The following is a 21,163-nucleotide window of genomic DNA, read 5'->3' as shown; positions in this document are numbered from 1 at the left end:
AAAATTGTCAGGAGTCTCCATAATAAAGTGTGTCTGAGTAAAAGTAAAAAAATAAACTTAAATTTAAACTGACACAGTTCGGTGAACAGACTCAACCGTAGGGCGAGTTTCTAAACGCCTAAAATTTAGAGGGAGAAAACATAATTATTCATCATTACTAATATAAATTTTAGACTCTCTTGATTAATTAATATTCATTTTTAGAATGAGTAATAATAAGTTCAGGAATCAACTATTGTGAACGTTACACAAGCTTTGATTTACTTATCAAAAAGGCTACATTTGATATACCAACTGTCTTACACAAGCTCACACTTTTCTATTTAGATTCATGGGAAATTCTATTAACAATCATGGCAATAATAATATCATCCTCCAAGATATAAAAGACTCAACTGTCAACATACATCAGCACTCCAAACCAAAACTTCCCAAACAATTAACAATACGGATGCCTAAGCTTAATTTAAAGGATGTGATTGGGCGTGAAGAAGAAATAGCAGACCTACATCAATCCCTTTTTGAACACAAGCAAGTGGTATTGGTAAATGGTTTGGGTGGTATTGGGAAAACTACTTTAAGCCAAGCTTATTTAACAAAATATGCTGAACAGTATCAACATCTTGCATGGATAAGTGTGAGCGGTTCTTCTTTAGAAAGCGATTTTATCAATGCGGTGCTATTAGACAAAACCTTTGGTATTAAAACCGAAGGGAAAGAGTTGACGGATATTTTCCATGAATTATTGTACGACTTAAAAGCCCTTAATACTCAACCCAATTTACTTATCCTCGACAATGCCGATGCTATTTTATCTGATTTTTATAATAAACTTCCTCAGCAACCCAATTGGCATGTATTAGTTACTTCTCGTGAACAAATTGAAGGTTTTGAAAGCAAAGCAATTGGTTTTCTCAAACCAGATAAAGCCCTTTTGCTATTTCAAAAGCATTGTACAAGGATTACAGATGTTAAAGCCATTGAAAAGCTTTTACAAACCATTGACTACCATACTTTAACCATTGAGATTTTAGCCAAAACGGCTCAATTACAACGTGTCAATATTGAAACATTACAAAATGCCATTGATAATGACATTAGAGCAGGTGTATATATCCAGCACAATCAAGGAAAAATAGATAAAATATTTTCTTATCTCTCTTCTATTTTCAATTTAAGTGATTTATCAAGTACGGAAGAATGGTTAATGAAACAGTTCGTCTGCTTACCCACTGATTTTCATACTTATGATTTAATAAAAGGATTGATTTATCAACAAGAAAGTGAGAAAGAAGCGTTTTTATCAGAAACTTTAGAAAACTTAGTAGATAAAGGTTGGATACTAAAAAACCAAGAAGCAGATAGCTATAAAATGCACATTATTGTAACAGAAGTGGCTCGCATGAAATTAGAACTTGGTATAAATGATGTTAAAATTTTATTGGATAATATCAACCAAAAGCTATCAATAGACGAAACCAAAGACAATCCTGTGGATAAATTTCAATGGATTGATTTTGGCAAAACATTAGAGTCTATTTTTCAAAAAGAAACAACTCCAGAGGTTTCAAAATTGCAAAATAATTTGTCATTAGTCCTGCAAGATTTAGGAGATTATAAAGAGGCTAAACATTTATTAGAAAAAGCACTAATTTCAGATGAGAAAAACTTTGGAGCAGATCACCCAAGTACTGCAAAGATTTACTCAAATTTGGCAACAGCACATCAAGCTTTAGGTGATTATGTTGAAGCTAAAGCATTATTAGAAAAAGCTCTAATTTCTAATGAAAAAAACTTTGGAGCAGAGCATCTTTTTACAGCAATATGTTACTCAAATTTGGCATTAGTTCTTCAGGATTTAGGAGATTATGAAGGAGCTAAAAAAATATTTAAAAAAGCTTTAAGTTCTATTGAACAGAATTTTGGAGAAGCTCATCCCAATACAGCAAAAACTTACTCTAATTTGGCAACAGTCCTTCAAAATTTAGGGGATTATAAAGGAGCTAAACATTTATTGGAAAAGGCTTTGAGTTTGGATGAAAAGAACTTTGGAGAAGCCCATCCCAATACAGCAAGAACTTACTCTAATTTGGCAATAATCCTTCAAAATTTAGGGGATTATAAAGGAGCTAAACATTTATTGAAAAAGGCTTTGAGTTCATCAGAGAATAATTTTGGAGAAGCTCATCCATATACGGCAGTTATTTATTCAAATTTGGCAACAGTCCTTCAAGATTTAAGGGATTATATTGGTGCTAAAGCATTATTGGAAAAGGCTTTGAGTTCAGATGAAAAAAACTTTGGTGCTGGTCATCCAAGTACGGCAAGGGATTACTCAAATTTAGCATTAGTCCTTCAAGATTTAGGAGATTATGTTGGTGCTAAAGCATTATTGGAAAAAGCTCTGGTGTCCAACGGCAAAACCTTTGGAGCAGAACACCCTAATACGGTAATTATTTACTCAAATTTAGGATTAGTACTCAAAGACTTAGGGGATTATTCTGGTGCTAAAGCATTATTAGAGAAAGTTTTGAGTTCAAATGGGAAAAACTTCGGACTAGAGCATCTTAGTACAGCAGGAGCATACTCTAATTTAGGGTTTGTCCTTACAGATTTAGGAGAATATAAAAGAGCTATCGTCTTATTAGAAAAAGCTTATAGGATAGTTCAAAATCATTTAGGTGAACTGCATCCTAAAACTAGGATTGTCAGGATAAATTTAGAATCTGTTCGGCAAAAAGATAAAATAAAAGACAAATAAATTTTAAAAATAAACTATTCAATTTTAAAAAAGATGTGTTATGGAACCCATTACTACAACTGCCATCGCCAGTATAGTTACTTACCTTGCAACAAAATTGAAAGATAATCAATCTGTAAAAACCTTTTTTGATGATTTTACAGAAGCTACTGTCAATTGGATACGTCCTATCTTTTTAAAAGAAGATGGTTCTGAGGAGAAAATTATTCAGAAACTAAAAGAAAACCCCGATAGCCAAGCCAAGCAAGAAGCTGTAAAAGCTGCCATCGCTTCGGAAATAGAAGATAATCCAGAAGCTAAAAAATGGCTACAAGAAATGGCACAAATTATTGCAACAAAAACTGGCAACACTAATACCAACACAATGACTGTAACAGGTGATGGAAATTATAGTTTTCAAGGTATTAGTGGAGGCAATATTGCTATCAACAAAGGCTAGCCAACCCTCTAAGCAACCCGCCAACCCCTCTTTTTCATAGCCAAATCCATCAAAAAGAACCAACAAGCTATCTTTTTAACGCAATTTCAATATAAAACCCGCAAATTGAAATAAGAGGAGATTGGAGCTATTCACATCCTTGCAAAAAGCGATAACTTTGGCTAAGATTTGTAGGAATAGTAGGTTTGTGTTTTAAGCTTTTTTACTTTCGGATGAGTTGATGGAAAATAGAAAGCAGACTTACGGAAGCAAAACCGAAGGTAAACATCGTGTGGAAAAACATTAATTGATAGTCCTGAAATTGCCAGTCTCGCCAAGATGCCCAGCCGAAAAATAGCATCAAAAACAATTCTATGATGGTTAAACTGCTGATGGTGCCTGATAGGTATTTGTTACTTGTCCACGATGTACTTTGGTTGACAATATTAAACTTAGGAGTACGCACAAATGGTGTTTTTCTACCAAAATAGCCTTCTAGTACTGCTAAAGAATTATGTAGCGAAAGCCCCATCATAAAAGATAGAAACAAAGGAAATTTTATCAAAAAGACAGCAAAATGGACAAACTTTCGGTTTCCAAACCAATAAAAAATGGCTAAAAACACTAAGCTTATCTGGAAAAAGCCAATCAACTGAAAGTAAAAATGGTATTGATTTGAACTTTTAACATTACTTTGAATGGCTACACTCAGCACCGATAAGGTCAACATACAAATAAAAGCGGCTGAGTTCAAGAGGTGAAAAAAGGCGTGAATTTTAGTAGTGAATGAAATATTTGTAGCCTTCAAGACATTCCATAAATGTTTGCGAGCACATTCTGCCGCACCCTTCGACCAACGTCTTTGTTGGGTTTTCAGGGCATTCATTTCAATGGGTAATTCTGCGGGAGAGGCTAATGCTTCTAAATAATGAAATTTCCAACCTTTCAATTGCGCCCGATAACTTAAATCTAGGTCTTCTGTAAGGGTATCTGCCGACCATCCGCCTGCATCATTGATGGTATTTTTTCTCCAAATACCCGCAGTTCCGTTAAAGTTGATAAAATGCCCGCCAAAATTCCTCCCCACTTGCTCTACACTGAAATGTGCATCTAAACCAAAAGCTTGCAAATCGGTAATCATCGAAAAGTTTCGATTGAGGTGCGTCCAATGTGTTTGTACCATTCCAATCTTTGTATCTTGAAAGTATGGGATTGTCTTTTCTAAAAAGGTTTTATCAGGCAGAAAATCGGCATCAAAAATGGCAATGAATTCACCTTTGGCAATCAATAATCCTTCTGCCAAAGCACCCGCTTTAAATCCAACACGATTATTTCGCCTGATATGAACAAGGTCAAAACCCAAATTTTGGTAGTATTTTATCCTTTCCGAGATTATTTCAGTGGTTTCGTCGGTAGAATCGTCTAAAATTTGAATTTCTAGGCATTCTTTAGGATAGTTGATTGTACAAACGGCATCAATCAAACATTCTACGACATAAAGCTCATTAAAAATGGGTAATTGAATCGTTATAAATGGTTGGGAAGACTGATTGTTTGCTGAAATACTTTGTATTTTCCTATGCGCCAAAAGATATAAACGTACTAAATCAAGCTGTATGAGACTATAACAGAAAACAAATAAGAGGGGAATTGTATAGAGAATAATGATGAGTTTGTCCAAAATTATAGATACTTAAAAATCCAACTTAAAATTTTATATCCCGCCATGATTGTCCCTTTCAGCGTTCCAGAAACTTTAGAAACTCCAATTCTTGAGCGATAATTAACGGGTACTTCAACCACTTTTAGCTTCATTTTGGCGGCTTTCAATTGCATTTCTACCGTCCAGCCATAAGTAGTGTCTTGCATTTTCATGGCAATGAGCTTTTCAAAAGTAATCGCTCTGAAAGGTCCTAAATCTGTATAAATAACCCCGTAAAATATTTTTATAAGATTGGTAGCAAGCCAATTACCAAAAATTTGTTGTGGAGTCATTGAGCCTCTTTCTCGTTTTCCTAAAGCTCTCGAACCAATTACCATGTCAAAATTTTGTTCGATAATAGGTTTAATTACTGCCGACATTTCTTCTGGATAATCAGAATGGTCAGCATCCATAAAAACCACAATATCTGGCAAGATGTTTTGCTGTTTACAATAGTCAATTCCCTTCAAACAAGCCCAGCCGTAACCTTGTCGGTTTTCGTTTAACACTGTTGCTCCGGCTTCTTTGGCAATTTGGGCAGTTTGGTCATTAGAATTATTATTTACAACAATGATTTCAGCGACCAAGTGCTTAGGAATTTCACGAATTACAATCCCAACCGCATTTTCTTCGTTAAAAGCAGGAATAATGACAACTATTTTTTTCATGGTATTACAAAGATAAACCTTGAAAATTGAGTTTTTTTAGGATTTCCTTGATTAATATTGTGTTAAATTATGAGTTGTCTATCTAATTGACTGTAGTATAACCGCCAACTACTACACTAATCACAATAACATATCTTGAAAATTTCATTTATTGGTTCTGGAAACGTAGCTTGGCATCTATCTCAAGCACTAGAAAACATAGGTCATAGTGTAGAGGAAGTATATAGCCGTAACCCTAAACATACTGAGGCACTTACAAAAGTGCTTTACAATGCAAACGCCCATGATTCATTGGACTTTAGAAATTCCAATGCTCAATTATTTTTTCTTTGCGTTTCTGATGATGCTATTGCCGAAGTTATTAAACATTTGATGCTTCCACTAGATGCAATACTTATCCACACTTCTGGGAGTAAGTCGCTCCACGATATGGATGAATTGCTCCGTGTTTATAGCGATATTCCTATCAAAACTGGAGTATTTTACCCTGTTCAGACCTTCTCTAAAACGTTTCACGTGGATTTTAATACAATTCCTATCTGTATTGAATCCGAAAATGAGACTGTGGAAAACATGTTGATAACTCTTGGTCAAGAACTTTCAGACATTACTTATGCTGTTAATTCAGAAGAAAGAAGGATACTTCATGTCTCAGCAGTATTTGCTTGTAACTTCACCAATCACCTCTTAGGAATTGCTCAAGAACTACTAGAAGAAAACGATTTAGAGTTTGAATTATTAAAACCGCTAATTAAAGAAACTTTCAAAAAAGCCATAGATGCTAAGAGCATTTTTAAAGTACAAACAGGGCCTGCCGTTCGGGGCGATCAAAAAATCCTTAATCAACATTTACTTTTCTTGAAACAACAGCCCGACTATCAACATATTTATCGAGCTTTATCCGAAGGGATTGCTCATCAAAGAGACAAATGAATTTAGAAGCTTTTAAAAAAATTACCACTTTCGTCTTTGATATTGATGGTGTTATGACCGACGGTTCGGTGCATGTACTTGAAACTGGCGAACATTATCGTACTTTCCATATCAGAGATGGTTATGCCATCGAACGAGCGGTACAGGCTGGTTATCGTATTTGTGTGATTACTGGCGGAAAACACGAAGGTGTACGCAAAAGATTACAGAACCTGAAAATTCATTATGTCTTTATGGGTTCTGGTGGAAAAAGTAAATTACAGATTTATCAAGATTGGCTTGCTAATGTAGAAATTCCAGAAGAGAATATTTTATACATGGGCGACGATTTGCCCGATTATGAAGTAATGCTTCGTCCTGATATTTTTGCTACTTGTCCTGCTGATGCCTGTGAAGAGATTCTATCCATCGCCAATTATGTTTCTCCACAAAAAGGAGGAAAGGGTGCTGTAAGAGATGTTATTGAGCAAGTAATGCGTGCAAAAGGAGAGTGGTTGATGTTTTAGGATTAGCTTGTAGCTATGAGTGATTAGATTTGAGCGATATGAATTATATGAATTAATAATTAAAAAGGCTTTCCCTGAAAACAGAGAAAGCCTTTTTATTACTAAAAAACTACTAATCAATTATTTGACATGCTTTTGATATGTTTCTAAATCTTTATCGCCACGTCCAGAAAGATTGATTACTACTACTTCATCAGGTTTTGCGCCTAATTTTGGTAAAACTGCCAAAGCATGTGCTGATTCTAACGCTGGAATAATTCCTTCTAATAAAGAAAGCTCCATTGCTGCATCAATTGCTTCTTGGTCTGTAACGTCAAAGAAGGTAGCTCTTTTACTTTCAAACAAATGAGCGTGCATTGGTCCAATTCCCGGATAATCCAAACCTGCTGAAATAGAATGTGGTTCAACTACTTGTCCATCTTCTGTTTGCATTAAAATACTTCTGCTTCCATGCAAAACTCCTGGTTTCCCTAAGAAAGTAGTTGCTGCTGACATGCCAGAATTAATACCATGACCTGCTGCTTCTGCTGCAATTAATTTTGTTTCTTCATCGTGTAAGAAATGATAAAACGCACCCGCCGCATTAGAACCTCCACCTACGCAAGCAATTACATAATCTGGATTTGTTTTACCTGTTTTCCCTTCTAACTGCCATTTAATTTCTTCGGAAATCACCGACTGAAAACGAGCAACCATATCTGGATAGGGGTGAGGACCCACTACCGAACCAATGATATAATGCGTATCAACAGGATTATTAATCCAGTGACGCATGGCTTCGTTGGTAGCATCTTTTAATGTTTTTGAACCGCTAGTTGCTGGTACTACTTTTGCTCCTAGCATTTTCATACGTGCAACGTTTGGTGCCTGACGCTGAATATCTATTTCGCCCATATAAACGATACATTCTAAGCCCATTAAAGCACAAACGGTAGCAGTAGCCACTCCGTGTTGACCAGCACCTGTTTCAGCAACAATTTTATGTTTGCCCAAACGCTTTGCCATTAATATTTGCCCGATGGTATTGTTTACTTTGTGAGCACCCGTATGGCAAAGGTCTTCTCTTTTTAAATAAACCGTTGTATTATATTTTTCAGAAAGACGTTTTGCCAAAAATAAAGGAGTAGGACGACCTACATAATCTTTCAAAAGAGCATTAAATTCTTCTTTGAAAGAAGGCTCTTCCATGATACTGAGATAAGAGACTCTTAATTCTTCCACGTTGGGATACAACATTTCAGGAATAAATGCTCCACCAAATTGTCCGTAATATCCTTTTTCGTTTACGTTATATATTTCTGGTGCTATCATATTGATGTTAAGATTGCTTCTGTTGGTTTTACTATTTTCATTAATTCACTTAATTTCTCTATGTCTTTCAACGCTGGTGCTATTTCAAATTTACTGTTTACATCCAGCGAATGAATCTTTAAGCCTGCTAACTCCCTAGCTTGGGCGGCATTATCTAAATCTATGCCCCCGGCCAAAAAAAATGGTTTATCGTTATCATATCGGCGTAAAACCGACCAATCGAACGTAATACCGTTGCCTCCTTTCAAATCCCCTTTGGTATCAAATAAAAAGTAATCGCAATAGGGTTTAAAATTGAGTAGTTTACCAAAATTGAATTGATTATCGACCGAGAAAGCTTTGATGATATTTACTCCTTTAAATTTGAGGTTTCTACAAAAATCGGGCATTTCTTCACCATGTAACTGCACATAATCTAAAGCATACTTTTTCACTTTATCCAAAATATATGCTTGCGTTGCATTCACAAAAACACCTACTTTTTTTACCGTATGTGGAAATGATTTTAGCAATTCTTCGTCTAATTCTTCTCCTACAAAACGGCTTGATTTTTCATAAAAAATAAAACCCATATAGTCGGGTCCTAGTTCTAATAACTCTTTGATATTATCAGAGTTACGCATTCCACAAACTTTTAGTCTCATATCTTTGAAGTGGTCAATTAATTATTATTCTATTTATGCTTGATTAATAACAAAGTTAGTGAAAATCAGGGATTTTTATTACTCAAAAATTGAGAGAATCACAGAACATTCATCTATTTTTTCGCATAAACTTGAATTATAATACCGAAACTCAGTGTTTATCAAGAAGGTTTTTCTTTTCTTCTAAACTACTACATTTGCTTTCTCTGTATTACTTACTCATAAAATACAGAAATCAACTCGGCAATGCAGACAGGTTTTGTTTCTCCTTCAATTTCAAAAATACAATTCATCGTTACTTTCAAACCCTTGGGTTGTACTTCTTCAGCTTCTAAAATATTAGCTTTCATACTTACTTTACTTCCCGCAGGAACAGCAGCAGTAAAACGTATTTTATTGGCTCCATAATTCAAACCCATTTTTACAGATTCTACTTTGAAAAGCTCTGCTATAAATTTAGGTGCTAATGCCAAAGTCAGAAAACCATGCGCTACAGTTTGCTGAAAAGGAGAGTACTTCTTTGCCATAGCTTCATCCACGTGAATCCACTGAAAATCATGTGTTGCTTTCGCAAAATCATTAATCATTTCCTGAGTAATCGTTGTAAATTCGGTTGTTCCTATTTCTGTACCGATGCTATTTTTTAGCGCTTGAAGGTCTTTAAAAATTACCATTGTGAATATTTGAGTTGAACATGATGCCCACAATTTACGGCTTTTGAATGAACAATAAAAAAGCCTCCGTTCCCGTAGGTTGGAGGCTCCATATTGCTAGAGGCTAAAAGTTCGAATCTGAGTGACACGCTTAAAATGTACTTTTATTGATAATCAAAGTATTATTGCTGATTTGTTGTGTCAAAATAACGACAAAAACTTGATGGTATTTCTCAATAAAATGTTAAAACTTGTTAACGAAATGTTAAAATGTTTTTGACAAAAATAAAAGTCCCCAAAATTGAATTTTGAGGACCTTGGGAAAGAAAATTATTAGATTTTACTCTTTATTATCAGGTAAGTTTTTTTGATTGAGTTTCATTTGATAGAAGTAAGAAACCAACAATCCCAAACCTCCAAAAATGAAAATCATTGAAAAGTGTGCTACATCATCATCAACATTCAATACGCTTTCCAACAGGCTTCCCATCAATAAACCAATACCAAAACCAATTAAAACAAAGCCCCAACGTAATGAATGGCTTGGGTTTACATTATAGTTTTTAGTGCTTTTTTCAGGTGGAGCGATTCCTTTGGCAATCATTGCCATTTTTTCGTCATTATCGTATTTACGTAAAAATACAATCATTGTGAAGGTGCTGATAATTGCAACAATTGGCACCATAATTCCTACAATTGGAACTAAGCTATCTAAATTTTCCATGTTATAAAAAAGTTTTTGTTTTCGTGAATTTTTAAAATCTTGCCGATATGATGTGATAAACTTGTTTGAGGTTACAGGTATTTTTAAAAATAAAAAATGTTTATCTTGTTGTAACCTTTTCAACTATTGTTGCATCCTATCCATGTGAAAACCAAAGAAACAGATAATCAAATCATCCAACGCATATTAACAGGCGACCAGTCGGGCTATAGAGAGCTTGCCAATCGCCATAAAGATTATGCCTTTACGGTTGCATACAAAATTGTAGGCACACGTGAAGATGCCGAAGAGGTTTCTCAAGATGCTTTTATGCAAGCTTTTCATGCTTTGCCGAGTTTTAATCAAGAAGCAAAATTCACTACTTGGTTCTACAGAATTGTATTTAATGCTGCTTTGATGTTTAAACGGAAAAAAAGTCTTGTGGCAGAAGACATCAGTATTTCGGAAGCTGCCCAACAAGCACCAGCTGATACAAGCGATAATTTAAAAGTAAATGAACAAAAAAAGTATATTCAAAAAGCCTTGAACCAGCTTTCTACCGACGATGTTACGATGATAACCCTCTTTTATTTGAAAGAACAATCATTAGAAGAAATCGCTCAAATCGTTGGAATTTCTGCCGAAACAGCCAAAGTAAAACTTTGCAGAGCCAGAAAACGATTAGCTGAAGAAATGAAAAGGATTTTAGGAAATGAAGTAAGAACATTAATATAAGTTTGATTTTTCAAACGAACAATAATATGAAAGACGAAGAGATTTTTGACATTCTTGATGGAATTGCTTCTGAGGAAACAATTATCCGCCATCAAAATCTATTGTTAAGCGACGAAGCCTATCGTTCTCTTTTTCAAGAGTATGCAGAAACGCACGCTTTGCTCGAAGCAATACCTGTTGAAAAAACTGCCGTTAATTTTACCGATAAATTAATGGATAAATGGGAGTTGGCACAAGCAGAAGTACTTGAAAGAAAGACGAGTAAATTGCCTTTTTACTTTTTAATTGGTGCTGGCATTGTCCTTATCCTTTCATTAATGATGGTGTTTTCTTTGAGTAGTCCTTCTACGATGAAAGTTAATTTGAATCCTGTTTTGAATATTCTTCAAAATAAATTTTTTATCAATGGATTATTGACGATTAACACATTGGTTTTACTAAAGTTTATCGACAAAAAATTCTTGAAACCTTATTTTGAGAAACGCTTTCATGTTGGAAGTTTTTAAGTTAAAGCTTCGTATTCTCCATAAAAAAGGAGTCTTTGTGCGGGACAAAGACTCCTTTTTATTTTAAGCTTAAATACTTTATACCAATAACTTATCTGCTTTCACTGCTTCAAATTCGCTTTTTTCGCTTTCGCACATTGGGCAACAATAATCAGCTGGTAATTCCGAGAATTTTACTCCTGCCGCAATACCATTGACAGCATCACCAAAACGACTATCATAAATGGTAAAGCAAGTTTTACATTGATGTAATTCTACTTCTGTTTCTTCTTTATTTAAAGTCGCCTTTTTCACTACTGTTGTATCTACTTTCTTAACTGCATAGAAGCGTTTTGATAAACGTTGCAAAATTTCAGGAACGTGCGCTCTGTTTACACCTTTCTCAAATAAAGTTAAAGTACGATTGTTCGGGTTAAAATCAACCGTATGATAAATATCAAATACGTGTGAAATCCCCGCAAAAATCTTTCTTTTCTTAATAACTACCGAACCAAATACTTCCGACTTTGAACGTGTCTGAATAGCAAAACTTAAACCAAAAGTACGCACATCTTCATCATCAAATTCACGAATAATGGCTTTTTTCAATGATAAGCCTTCTGGTGATAAATCTTCTACTTGCCAGTTCAATTCATTAGCAGCATGACGAACGTTGATGCCGTACTTACCTAATAGTTTGTCCCAAAGGTTTCTATGCTTATTTTCAATTCCTTTGATAATCAATGACTTCCAAGGCGTTGTACAAATTTGACCAACTTTGGTTTCAAGACATAATTCGCAAATTTCAGATAAAAACTCTATCGGGAAGGTTTCATTTCTTCTATAAATTCCTAACCAAGTTTTTTCTCCGTAACGGTTAAAGCCTTCGTAATAAGGTAATGAAAATTTAGGCAATACTAGCTCTTCAAGGATTACTTGTGAAATAATTTCTCCTTTAGCAATTACTTTTTCATAAACTTCATTTTCGTCCATCTCGCCAGCATTCAAAATTACTTCTTCTATGCGCTTACATACTTTGGGGATTTCTAAAGTATAAATCAAAATCGGAAAGCGAAAAACTTTGTTCGATTGCTTAAAACGCACATACAAATACCAGAAATTCTGAATGGTTGAGGCGATGAAATTCAAATTACCCGTAAAAAATGGTGTGAAAGATTGCTGAGAGTCTGAAATATTGACTTTTAGCTGGGGTTCGTAATCAAAACCATCAAAAATATCTCTATAAATTCCTTCTGAAATCCACTGCCCTGTCGGAAAAACTTCTTCTGCACAATACGAAGAAATAATATTAGGTTTTTTATCTGTATCTTCTTCGAAAGAAATATTAGTTTCGTACAATTTTTTCTTAAATTCTAATATACTACTTCCTCGAACAATTTCTGATTTAACATACATCAACAATTGTTGCCTTGCTCCGAACCTTACTTCTCTAACTCCTGCTGATTTTGCTGCTAAAAGAATACTTTGTAAAGTGCCTGGCGAAACAATTCCACCAGTTAGATTTATTTTAAGTAGTGAGTAATCTTTCATGTTGAATATCATTTAAATAATTTATCAAATATATAAATAATTAGCGTAACATCATAGTGATTTATACTTAATATACTGAAAATCAAATGCGTATTATAAGTAAAATCTTCGTATAACTATTTTAATATTTTATATAAATGTGATTTGTCAAATTGTATTATTCCTATAAATATGATTTTTTTTAGAGGAACTTTCTTGAAAAAGTGAAAATAATTGCTTCTTCATGATTGACATATCAAAATCCTTTTCTAAGTTTACATCGTCAAACGAATGACACGGATAAAATTCTAAGCGCTGAGTTGAAAATTAAAATCAATTTCCTTTTTCAAACGAAAGCATCTTTTATTAAGTGACGTCCAAATAGAAAATACTTTTAATACAGAAAAATAAATTCTTAGAAAAATACAAATTATCCTTTTAATAAATTTCATCATTAATAACAATTAAATAATAAAGTCATGAAAAAGAACACAGTTAAAGCATTTATCGTAGCAGTTACTATGGTTTGCTTATCAAACGTAAATACTTTCGCTTCAAACTTCGACGAATCAGCTAGCCTTGTAAAAAGCAAAATTGCTCAAGTAAATAACTCATTAAGCTTCAATGTTTGGGTTGACAACGTAGCAAGCAAAAAAGTTGTAGTTGTAGTTACAGATGCTGACAAAAACGAAATTCACCGTGAATATGTTGATACTAAAGGTGGTAAATTCGCTAAAACTTTCGATTTCTCTAGCTTAGCAGATGGAAAATATACTATCGAAGTTATCAGCCAAAATGTAAATGTTGTTGAATCAAAATCTTTTGAGATCAAAACAAATCTTATCACAAACCGTGACGTAGTTGTAGCTATCCGTTAATCTTAAAACATTAACGACTATGGCAAAACAGTTTTTTAACCTCTGTACAATGAATTTAGGGAAGTCTGTCTAACGATAACTTCCCTATTTTTATGTCAAATTTAAAATTAAGCTTCTACCAAAGCCTCTTTTAAAGCATTCTCTAAAATAGCTCTTACTTCTGGTCGGCAACTTCCGCAACCCATTCCAGCTCCCGTCTGTGAACACAAAGCTGTGAAATCTTTACAACCGCTTGCAATGGTACTTTTCAAATTTCCTTCGCCTACATTATTACAAGAACAAACCAATTTTCCCATTACTGGGTCAGCTTTTTTGCCACTTCTTAATAATTCTAAACGTTTGTCGGATAATTCTATGCCATTGGCAATTAAATCTTTAAACTCTAAGAATTCAGATTTATCGCCAATCAAAATCGCTCCAACCAATTTATCATTATGAATGATACATTTTTTATAATAGCGTTTTGCTTTATCAATGAAAATAATCTCCTCGTAATCAGGTGATTTAGGCGTATCAATCATTCCTAAAGAACATAATTGTACTCCTTGTATTTTCATGATGTTCATCGAAAGCGAGCCTTTGTAATAACTAGCAAAATCGCCTGCAATATATTTTGCAATGATATCTGCTTGTTGTTCGGCGGCGGCTGTAATTCCCCACATTTGTCCACGCCATTGAGCGATTTCCCCTGCGGCAAAAATACTTTCGTCGGATGTTTGTAGATAATCATTCACCACAACTCCACGATTTACTTCAATGCCAGCGGCACGAGCAATTTCAACATTTGGAGAAGTACCAATGGCAAAAACAGCTACTTGTGCATCAATTTTTCTACCTGATTTTAAACGAACGCCTTCAAATTTATCTGTACCATAAAAAGCAGATACTTCATCATTGAAATAAACATCAATGCCTAAGTTTAATATTTCTTCAGTCAACAATTCAGAGCCTAGTGGGTCTAATTGTCTATCCATAAAACGGCTAATGCGTTGAACAATCGTTACTTTTACATTGATTTCACGCAAAGAAGCTGCCAATTCAAGCCCCAATAAACCTCCACCAACAATTAAAGCATGTGGATTATCTTGTTTTAAAAATGGCATTAAACTATCGGCATCAATACGTGAACGCATATTGAAAATTCCCGGAATTTTTGGAATAGAAGGTGGCATAAATGCTCTTGAACCCATTCCTAGAATCAATCTATCATAAGTATGCTCGTTTCCTTCTGAGTCAACAATGGTTTTATTTTTACGGTCGATATTTACGACTTCAATGCCTTTATGAACATGAATGTTCGATTCTGTAAATTGATCTTCACGCAATTTTACCAATTGCGACCAATCCTGAGCGCCAGAAATATAATCTGGCAACATTACTCTGTTGTAAAAAGGATAGATTTCTTTTGAAAAAACGTGAATTTCATCCGTTTGATTAAGCTCACGATAAGATTTAATGAAGCCTAAACCCGCAGAACCCGCACCGATAATGATAATTTTTTCGTGTGGTTTTACATAAGCTCTTACTTCTACCGCCGTGAATTTAAAATCTGGTTCTTTTGAACGTGGGTCGTATAAACTATTGGTTAAATTGTTTGTTCTACCAAAATCGCTTCCTAAAATTCTACCGAAGTGCATCGGCATAAAACAAACGCCTTTTTTAACATCCGTAGTAACTTTGGCTTTTACTTGTGCTTTTCCACGACGACCAACAATTTCAACAATTTGATTATCAGAAATTTGTCTTTCTTGTGCATCTTCTGGATGAATTTCCAGATAAGGTTGAGCAATGTGTTGATTGAGCTTATTTACTTTCCCAGTTTTAGTCATGGTATGCCATTGGTCACGAATACGACCAGTAGTCATTACCAAAGGAAAATCTTCATTCAGGCTTTCAGAGTGGTTTTCATCTGGTACTGCATGAATTTTTGCTTTTTGATTTAAGGTGTAGAACTTGCCGTCTGTAAACAAGCGTCTTGTTCCGGACTCCTTAAAAGATTTTCCAACAGATTCAGCATTAGCAGGATATGGCCATTGAATGCTTCTATTCTCTTTTAAAATCTCATAATTAAGCCCTGAAATATCAATATTTGTTCCTTTAGTCGAACGACAATGTTCGTCGTAAACCTCAGAAAGAGAAGTGTAATTAAAGGCTTCGCCAAAGCCCATTTTATTAGCGAAAAGGTTAATAATTTCAGTGTCTGATTTTGCTTCGCCAGGAGCGTCTAGCACTTTAGGTAAGTGTGTAATTCTTCTTTCAGAATTAGTCATTGTTCCTTCTTTTTCTAGCCATGCAGCCGCAGGAAGTACAACATCAGCATATTTGATAGTATCTGAACGATTTGAAATATCTTGAACAACTACGAATTTGGCTTTTTCTAAGGCTTTTTCAACCAAAGTAACATCTGGCAGACTTACTAAAGGATTGGTGCAAACTACCCAAATCGCTTTCATACGTCCATCTGCCAAAGCTTCAAACATTTCTGTTGCGGAAAAACCTGGTTTATCCGAAATTTTTGTGCCTCCCCAAAAAGCTTGTACTTCATCTCTGTGCGCTGGATTCAATAAATCTCTGTGCGCTGGCAGCATATTAGCTAAACCACCTACCTCACGACCGCCCATTGCATTAGGCTGACCAGTCAATGAAAAAGGCCCGTTTCCTTCACGACCAATTTTACCCGTAATTAAATGTAAATCAATCAAAGAAAGGTTTTTATTCACACCGATAACAGACTGATTCAAGCCCATTGTCCACATCGATAAAAAGCCTTTTGATTCGTGAATATATTGTGCCGCTAATGTTATTTCTTCAAGCGTAACCCCACAAATTAAAGCAGATTCTTCAAGCGATTTCTGCATTACTTGTGTTTGATAAGCTTCAAAACCGTCAGTATTGTTAGCTATAAAATCTTGGTCAATCCAGTTTTTTTCAATCAATACTCTACCAATGGCATTGGTCAAAGTAATGTCTGTTCCGGGATGAATTTGTAAATGTAAATCTGCTTGACTAGCCGTTTGAGTACGTCTTGGGTCAACCACAATGATTTTTACATTTGGATTCGCTTGTTTGTGTGCTTCTACTCTTCGCCAGATAATAGGATGACACCACGCTGGATTAGCACCTGTTACAAAAAAACAATCCGCTAATTCAATATCATCATAACAAACAGGAACAGAATCTTCTCCCAAAGTAAGCTTATAACCAACCACCGCCGATGACATACAAAGACGAGAGTTGGTATCAATATTATTAGAACCAATAAAGCCTTTGATGAGCTTATTGATTACGTAGTATTCTTCTGTAAGACATTGCCCAGAAACATAAAAACCGACAGAGTCGGGACCATATTTTTGAATAAATGTTTTGAAAATGGCAGCAGTACGGTCGAGGGCAGTATCCCACGATACTCGTTGTAATGGCATATTTCGGTTGAATCTCATTTCTGGATACAGTAATCTATCTGATTGATCCATTACTGTATAATGCAGGTTCATTCCCTTTGAACATAACATTCCTTTACTTGAAGGATGATCTTTGTCTCCTTCAAGATGCAGCCTACCATTGCCTAAATCTGTTACTTCCACACCACAACCAACCCCACAATACGAGCAGGTAGATTTATACTTTTTAAGATTTGATTTACTGCTCATTTCTTTTGACGATTTATAATATTTATTTCAATTTCCAATTTTACTATTATCAGTATAAGCCTAAGAAAAGACTGCTTAACACGCTATTTATAAGCATTTTACCTTTAAAGGCATCGACATAGTTAAATTTTTAATTTTTATAATTATATTTTATTCCTTGTAAAAACATTCGGAAAACAAATTCTTCCACACAACAAACATTTTTTCTTAATCAATCATCAATAAAAAGCTCTCATCGGTTTAAAAAATCAGTTTTATGAAAAAATCAGCGTTTTTTTAAATTTTTTCTTTGTAAAACTGGTCGATGTTACTTAGATTTGTTTAACGTTTATCTCAAAACGCTATACAATATAGCTTTGAAAAAGCTGTTTTGGAATTTGATTTAGCTATTTATAAAATACTTAACCATTCCAAAATCTCATTACCTAGATGCCTCCGCCAAGGTTTAGGGACAAATCCCGAAGTTCAACACTTCGGGATTTTTTATTTAGTCTTCAATAGAGAACTTATCAAACAACAAGCTCAATAATTCGTCATGAACTCTGATGTACTCTGGGTCATGAGTAATATCTTTTTTGTTTCTTGGTCTTGGTAAATTGATGTCAACAATTTTCTTGATAGTTGCAGCAGGACCATTGTTCATTACAACAACTTTATCTGCTAAGAAAATAGCTTCTTCAATATCGTGCGTAACCATTACAATCGTTTTATTACGATTATCCAAATTCCAAAGTTTCAATAATTCAATGTGCATTGAACCTTTCGTAAGGGCATCTAAGGCTCCGAATGGTTCGTCTAACAAAAGAATACTTGGGTTGATGGCAAAAGCACGAGCAATGGCTACACGCTGTTTCATTCCTCCCGATAATTGACCTGGCAACTTATCCTTGTGCGGTGTTAAATTCACCATTTGGATGTAGTGATCTACAATCTCATGCTTCTCTTTAGAATTCTTATCTTTGAAAACAGAATCAACTGCTTCATAGATGTTTTTGTAAACCGACATCCAAGGTAATAAAGAGTAGTTTTGAAAAACGATTCCTCTGTCTGGACCTGGTCCTTTTACGATATTTCCGTTGGCAATTACTTCACCAGACGATGGTGTTACCATCCCTGAAATAGTATTCATCAACGTTGATTTTCCACAACCAGAATGCCCAATCAAGGCTACGATTTCACCTTTTTTTACTTCTAAACTAATGTCTTTTACCGCAGTAAAAGTACCTTTTGAACCTTTGAATGCTACCGTAACGTCTTTAATATTGATAGCAGTTTCACGGTTATTTATTTTATGGAAGTCATTCGCTGAATCAGCTAATTGACTTGGATTTACGATGTTAGTCATAGGAAATAATGATTTTGATGTTTGAATGAATATTCAAAATATAATTTCTTCGGCTTATTTTTTATCCCAAGAAAAAGCATTTTGTAATCCGTTGAATGCTTTATCGAACAATAAACCAACTGTTCCGATAATAAGAATTGCGACCAAAATTCTTTCCAAAGAAAGACCATTCCAACTATCCCAAACAAAAAAACCAATACCTACACCACCTGAAAGCATTTCGCCCGCAACAATTACTACCCAAGCAATACCGATTGATAAACGTAAACCAGTAATGATGTGTGGAATGGCAAAAGGCAACATAATTCTCGTTAAATATTTCCATTTCGAAAAGCCGAATGCTTTTCCTACATTTTTATGATCATCTGGAATACTTGATACTCCAAAAGCTGTATTAATCACTGTTGGCCATAAAGACGTAATAGCGATGATAAAAATCGTTGCCCCATCAGAAGCTTTGAATGCTAATAATCCTAAAGGAAACCAAGCCAAAGGCGATACTGGACGAAGGATTTGTACAATTGGGTTTAATAATTTCATCCCAATCTTTGTTGAACCCATTAACAATCCCATCGGAATGGCAATTAAGCTTCCCAAAGCAAAACCTGTTGATACTCTTCCTAATGAACTTAATAATTGAATTCCGATTCCTTTATCGTTTGGTCCATAATCATAAAATGGATCTGCAATAAGTTCTTTAAAGACAATCCAAGTTGAAGCTGGATTAGGAATTTCGGCTTTTGTGATGACTGAAATTAGATGCCAGATACCTAGCAGAATTATCATGCTTGCCACAAAATATATAAAGTTGATGGCTATATCTTTAATTGAAACTGATTTCATAATCTTGGTGCTTGTTATCAATTATCGGTTAACACTAAAAATATTAACCGATAATCGCTGACAAACTTTATTTTTTTGTTGCTTTTAAGTAATCGTCAATATTAGCTGGGTCGAAAACAACATCATAAGTAGTTTTGAAAGGCTTCATATCCACTTGAACTGGAACACTCATTTCTTTAGCTACTTCTGCAAACAAATCATCAAGAATCAATTTTTCGGCAATGGCTTTATAACTTGGTTCTGCTTTTAAATATCCAAAGCGAACATATTGTGCCAAAAACCACATAGCGTGAGATTTACGAGGAGTATTTACAACACCATTGTTATAGAAAGTCATGTAATCTCCTTTGTATTTCTGAACGCCTAAATCACAACCTAAATCACTTGAGCCTAATAAACGAGCCTCAATTACTTGTAATGGAGCATTTACATAATATGGTTTCGTTAACCAGCTTGCTGCTTTTTTACGATTTCCCATATTATCTAACCATTTGCAGGCTTCTACAATCGCTTTCATTACTTTTTTCAAATCTTCTCTTTCTTCAGCTGCAAATTTCGAATTTACTACCAAAGCTTTCTCAGGATGATGTTGCCAAATATCTTGTGAAGCAATGTGTGTAAAACCAACATTTTGTGCTGCCGCAACACCATTCCAAGGTTCGCCAACACTAAAACCTTCCATGTTATCAACACGCATATTGGCAACCATTTGTGGCGGTGGAATAGTGATAATACCAACCGACTTTTGATTTACGCCTGCTGCTGCTAACCAGTTTCTTAACCAAATATCATGTGTTCCACCCGGGAAAGTCATCGCAAATGTTACTTCTTTTTTAGTTTTAACATCTTTGATGGCTGCCGCTACTTTGTTCATTTCTTTATAACCAACCAAACCACAGAAATCTTTTGAAAGTGTAATGGCTTGACCATTGTTGTTCAACACCATAGCGATTTTCATTTCTGAGCCTGCTTTTCCACCAATTCCAGTATAAACTGAAAGTGGCATCGAAAATAAACAGTGTGCACCGTCTAATTCACCATTCAATACTTTGTCACGGATATTTGCCCAAGAGGCTTCTTTTGAAAGTTCTACATCAACGCCATATTTTGCGAAAAGACCTAATTCTTTTGCAGCTACAAGTGGCGCACAGTCGGTAAGTGGAATAAATCCTAATTTAATTTTTCTAGCTGGTGGATTCATTCGTGATGCTGAAACTGCAATGGAAAGTACCATCAAACAGATTACAGCAATTGAGTTTTTTAACAGAGTTTTCATATTTTTTTGTTTTTTTATTTAAGAATACTTCTCGTTTCGACCCCCATCGAATTGAGAAGCTATATTATTGAGTGATTTAGCGATTGAGTGATTATGAGTTGTGAATTGTGAGTGATGAGTTG

The 21,163-nt window shown here is 34.8% G+C and carries 18 protein-coding genes; 7 read left to right on the top strand and 11 right to left on the bottom strand.

Translation table 11 applies throughout. The annotated features are described in order from the left end of the window. The first annotated feature begins 451 nt into the window (after positions 1-451). Positions 452-2,761 carry a tetratricopeptide repeat protein gene (locus tag ABID42_RS22250; RefSeq protein ID WP_367285535.1) on the top strand — a complete coding sequence of 770 codons (2,310 nt, stop codon included), beginning with the start codon at positions 452-454 and terminating at the stop codon, positions 2,759-2,761. A gap of 40 nt (positions 2,762-2,801) precedes the next feature. Next, positions 2,802-3,200 (top strand): hypothetical protein, encoded by a 399-nt coding sequence (locus tag ABID42_RS22245; RefSeq protein WP_367285534.1) that lies wholly within the window; start codon positions 2,802-2,804, stop codon positions 3,198-3,200. Between the two features lie 202 nt (positions 3,201-3,402). Here ABID42_RS22245 and ABID42_RS22240 read toward each other — a convergent pair whose 3' ends face one another. Together ABID42_RS22240 and ABID42_RS22235 are read right to left on the bottom strand one after the other, a co-directional pair. Beyond that, entirely contained in the window at positions 3,403-4,860 is a 1,458-nt protein-coding gene (locus ABID42_RS22240; protein WP_367285533.1) for a cellulose synthase family protein, read from the bottom strand. Positions 4,861-4,862: 2 nt separating this feature from the next. Beyond that, positions 4,863-5,549: a glycosyltransferase family 2 protein gene (locus ABID42_RS22235; protein ID WP_367285532.1), complete on the bottom strand. Its 687-nt coding sequence runs from the start codon at positions 5,547-5,549 to the stop codon at positions 4,863-4,865. A 135-nt stretch (positions 5,550-5,684) separates the two neighbouring features. On the opposite strand from ABID42_RS22235, the gene ABID42_RS22230 reads away from it, so the two are divergent. Together ABID42_RS22230 and ABID42_RS22225 are read left to right on the top strand one after the other, a co-directional pair. Continuing rightward, the gene (locus ABID42_RS22230; RefSeq protein WP_367285531.1) at positions 5,685-6,482 is read left to right on the top strand and encodes a Rossmann-like and DUF2520 domain-containing protein; all 798 of its coding nucleotides are present in this window, start codon (positions 5,685-5,687) and stop codon (positions 6,480-6,482) included. Then, positions 6,479-6,988: a KdsC family phosphatase gene (locus ABID42_RS22225; protein WP_367285530.1), complete on the top strand. Its 510-nt coding sequence runs from the start codon at positions 6,479-6,481 to the stop codon at positions 6,986-6,988. Before ABID42_RS22230 ends, ABID42_RS22225 begins: the two co-directional genes overlap by 4 nt. A 120-nt stretch (positions 6,989-7,108) precedes the next feature. Here ABID42_RS22225 and trpB read toward each other — a convergent pair whose 3' ends face one another. The 4 genes from trpB to ABID42_RS22205 all read right to left on the bottom strand — a co-directional run bounded on the left by trpB (position 7,109) and on the right by ABID42_RS22205 (position 10,320). Next, complete coding sequence (gene trpB / locus ABID42_RS22220) at positions 7,109-8,299, bottom strand: tryptophan synthase subunit beta (protein WP_367285529.1); 1,191 nt, start codon at positions 8,297-8,299, stop codon at positions 7,109-7,111. Then, a complete protein-coding gene (locus ABID42_RS22215) occupies positions 8,296-8,943 on the bottom strand; it encodes a phosphoribosylanthranilate isomerase (protein ID WP_367285528.1) in 648 nt (215 codons plus the stop codon). The genes trpB and ABID42_RS22215 overlap by 4 nt, the downstream gene beginning before the upstream one ends. Positions 8,944-9,158: 215 nt before the next feature. Then, a complete protein-coding gene (locus ABID42_RS22210; protein ID WP_367285527.1) occupies positions 9,159-9,617 on the bottom strand; it encodes a MaoC family dehydratase in 459 nt (152 codons plus the stop codon). A 319-nt stretch (positions 9,618-9,936) separates the two neighbouring features. Further along, positions 9,937-10,320, bottom strand: a complete 384-nt coding sequence (locus ABID42_RS22205) for a DUF6249 domain-containing protein (RefSeq protein ID WP_323698499.1) — start codon at positions 10,318-10,320, stop codon at positions 9,937-9,939. A gap of 126 nt (positions 10,321-10,446) precedes the next feature. On the opposite strand from ABID42_RS22205, the gene ABID42_RS22200 reads away from it, so the two are divergent. Next, positions 10,447-11,034, top strand: coding sequence for an RNA polymerase sigma factor (locus ABID42_RS22200; protein WP_367285526.1), 588 nt, complete (start codon positions 10,447-10,449; stop codon positions 11,032-11,034). A 26-nt stretch (positions 11,035-11,060) separates the two neighbouring features. After that, positions 11,061-11,540, top strand: coding sequence for a hypothetical protein (locus ABID42_RS22195; protein ID WP_367285525.1), 480 nt, complete (start codon positions 11,061-11,063; stop codon positions 11,538-11,540). A gap of 78 nt (positions 11,541-11,618) precedes the next feature. On the opposite strand, the gene ABID42_RS22190 is transcribed toward ABID42_RS22195, so the two are convergent. After that, complete coding sequence (locus ABID42_RS22190; RefSeq protein WP_323258430.1) at positions 11,619-13,070, bottom strand: rubredoxin; 1,452 nt, start codon at positions 13,068-13,070, stop codon at positions 11,619-11,621. 458 nt (positions 13,071-13,528) lie between these two features. Here ABID42_RS22190 and ABID42_RS22185 point away from each other — a divergent pair, with 458 nt between their 5' ends. Beyond that, the gene (locus ABID42_RS22185; RefSeq protein WP_323258431.1) at positions 13,529-13,927 is read left to right on the top strand and encodes a hypothetical protein; all 399 of its coding nucleotides are present in this window, start codon (positions 13,529-13,531) and stop codon (positions 13,925-13,927) included. 107 nt (positions 13,928-14,034) lie between these two features. Here the strand turns inward: ABID42_RS22185 and ABID42_RS22180 are convergent, their stop codons facing one another. The 4 genes from ABID42_RS22180 to ABID42_RS22165 all read right to left on the bottom strand — a co-directional run bounded on the left by ABID42_RS22180 (position 14,035) and on the right by ABID42_RS22165 (position 21,041). Further along, entirely contained in the window at positions 14,035-17,577 is a 3,543-nt protein-coding gene (locus tag ABID42_RS22180; protein WP_367285524.1) for a molybdopterin-dependent oxidoreductase, read from the bottom strand. 487 nt (positions 17,578-18,064) lie between these two features. After that, positions 18,065-18,922, bottom strand: a complete 858-nt coding sequence (locus ABID42_RS22175) for an ABC transporter ATP-binding protein (RefSeq protein WP_367285523.1) — start codon at positions 18,920-18,922, stop codon at positions 18,065-18,067. Positions 18,923-18,976: 54 nt separating this feature from the next. After that, on the bottom strand, positions 18,977-19,765 hold the full coding sequence (gene ntrB, locus ABID42_RS22170; RefSeq protein WP_323258434.1) for a nitrate ABC transporter permease: 789 nt from the start codon (positions 19,763-19,765) through the stop codon (positions 18,977-18,979). 67 nt (positions 19,766-19,832) lie between these two features. Further along, complete coding sequence (locus ABID42_RS22165; RefSeq protein WP_367285522.1) at positions 19,833-21,041, bottom strand: CmpA/NrtA family ABC transporter substrate-binding protein; 1,209 nt, start codon at positions 21,039-21,041, stop codon at positions 19,833-19,835. Positions 21,042-21,163 lie beyond the last annotated feature (122 nt).

The sequence above is a fragment of the Arcicella rosea genome, assembly GCF_040543805.1.
Classification (GTDB): Bacteria; Bacteroidota; Bacteroidia; order Cytophagales; family Spirosomataceae; genus Arcicella; species Arcicella rosea.
Note: the sequence above shows the minus strand (reverse complement) of the source record. Positions and strands in the feature narration are given on the sequence as shown.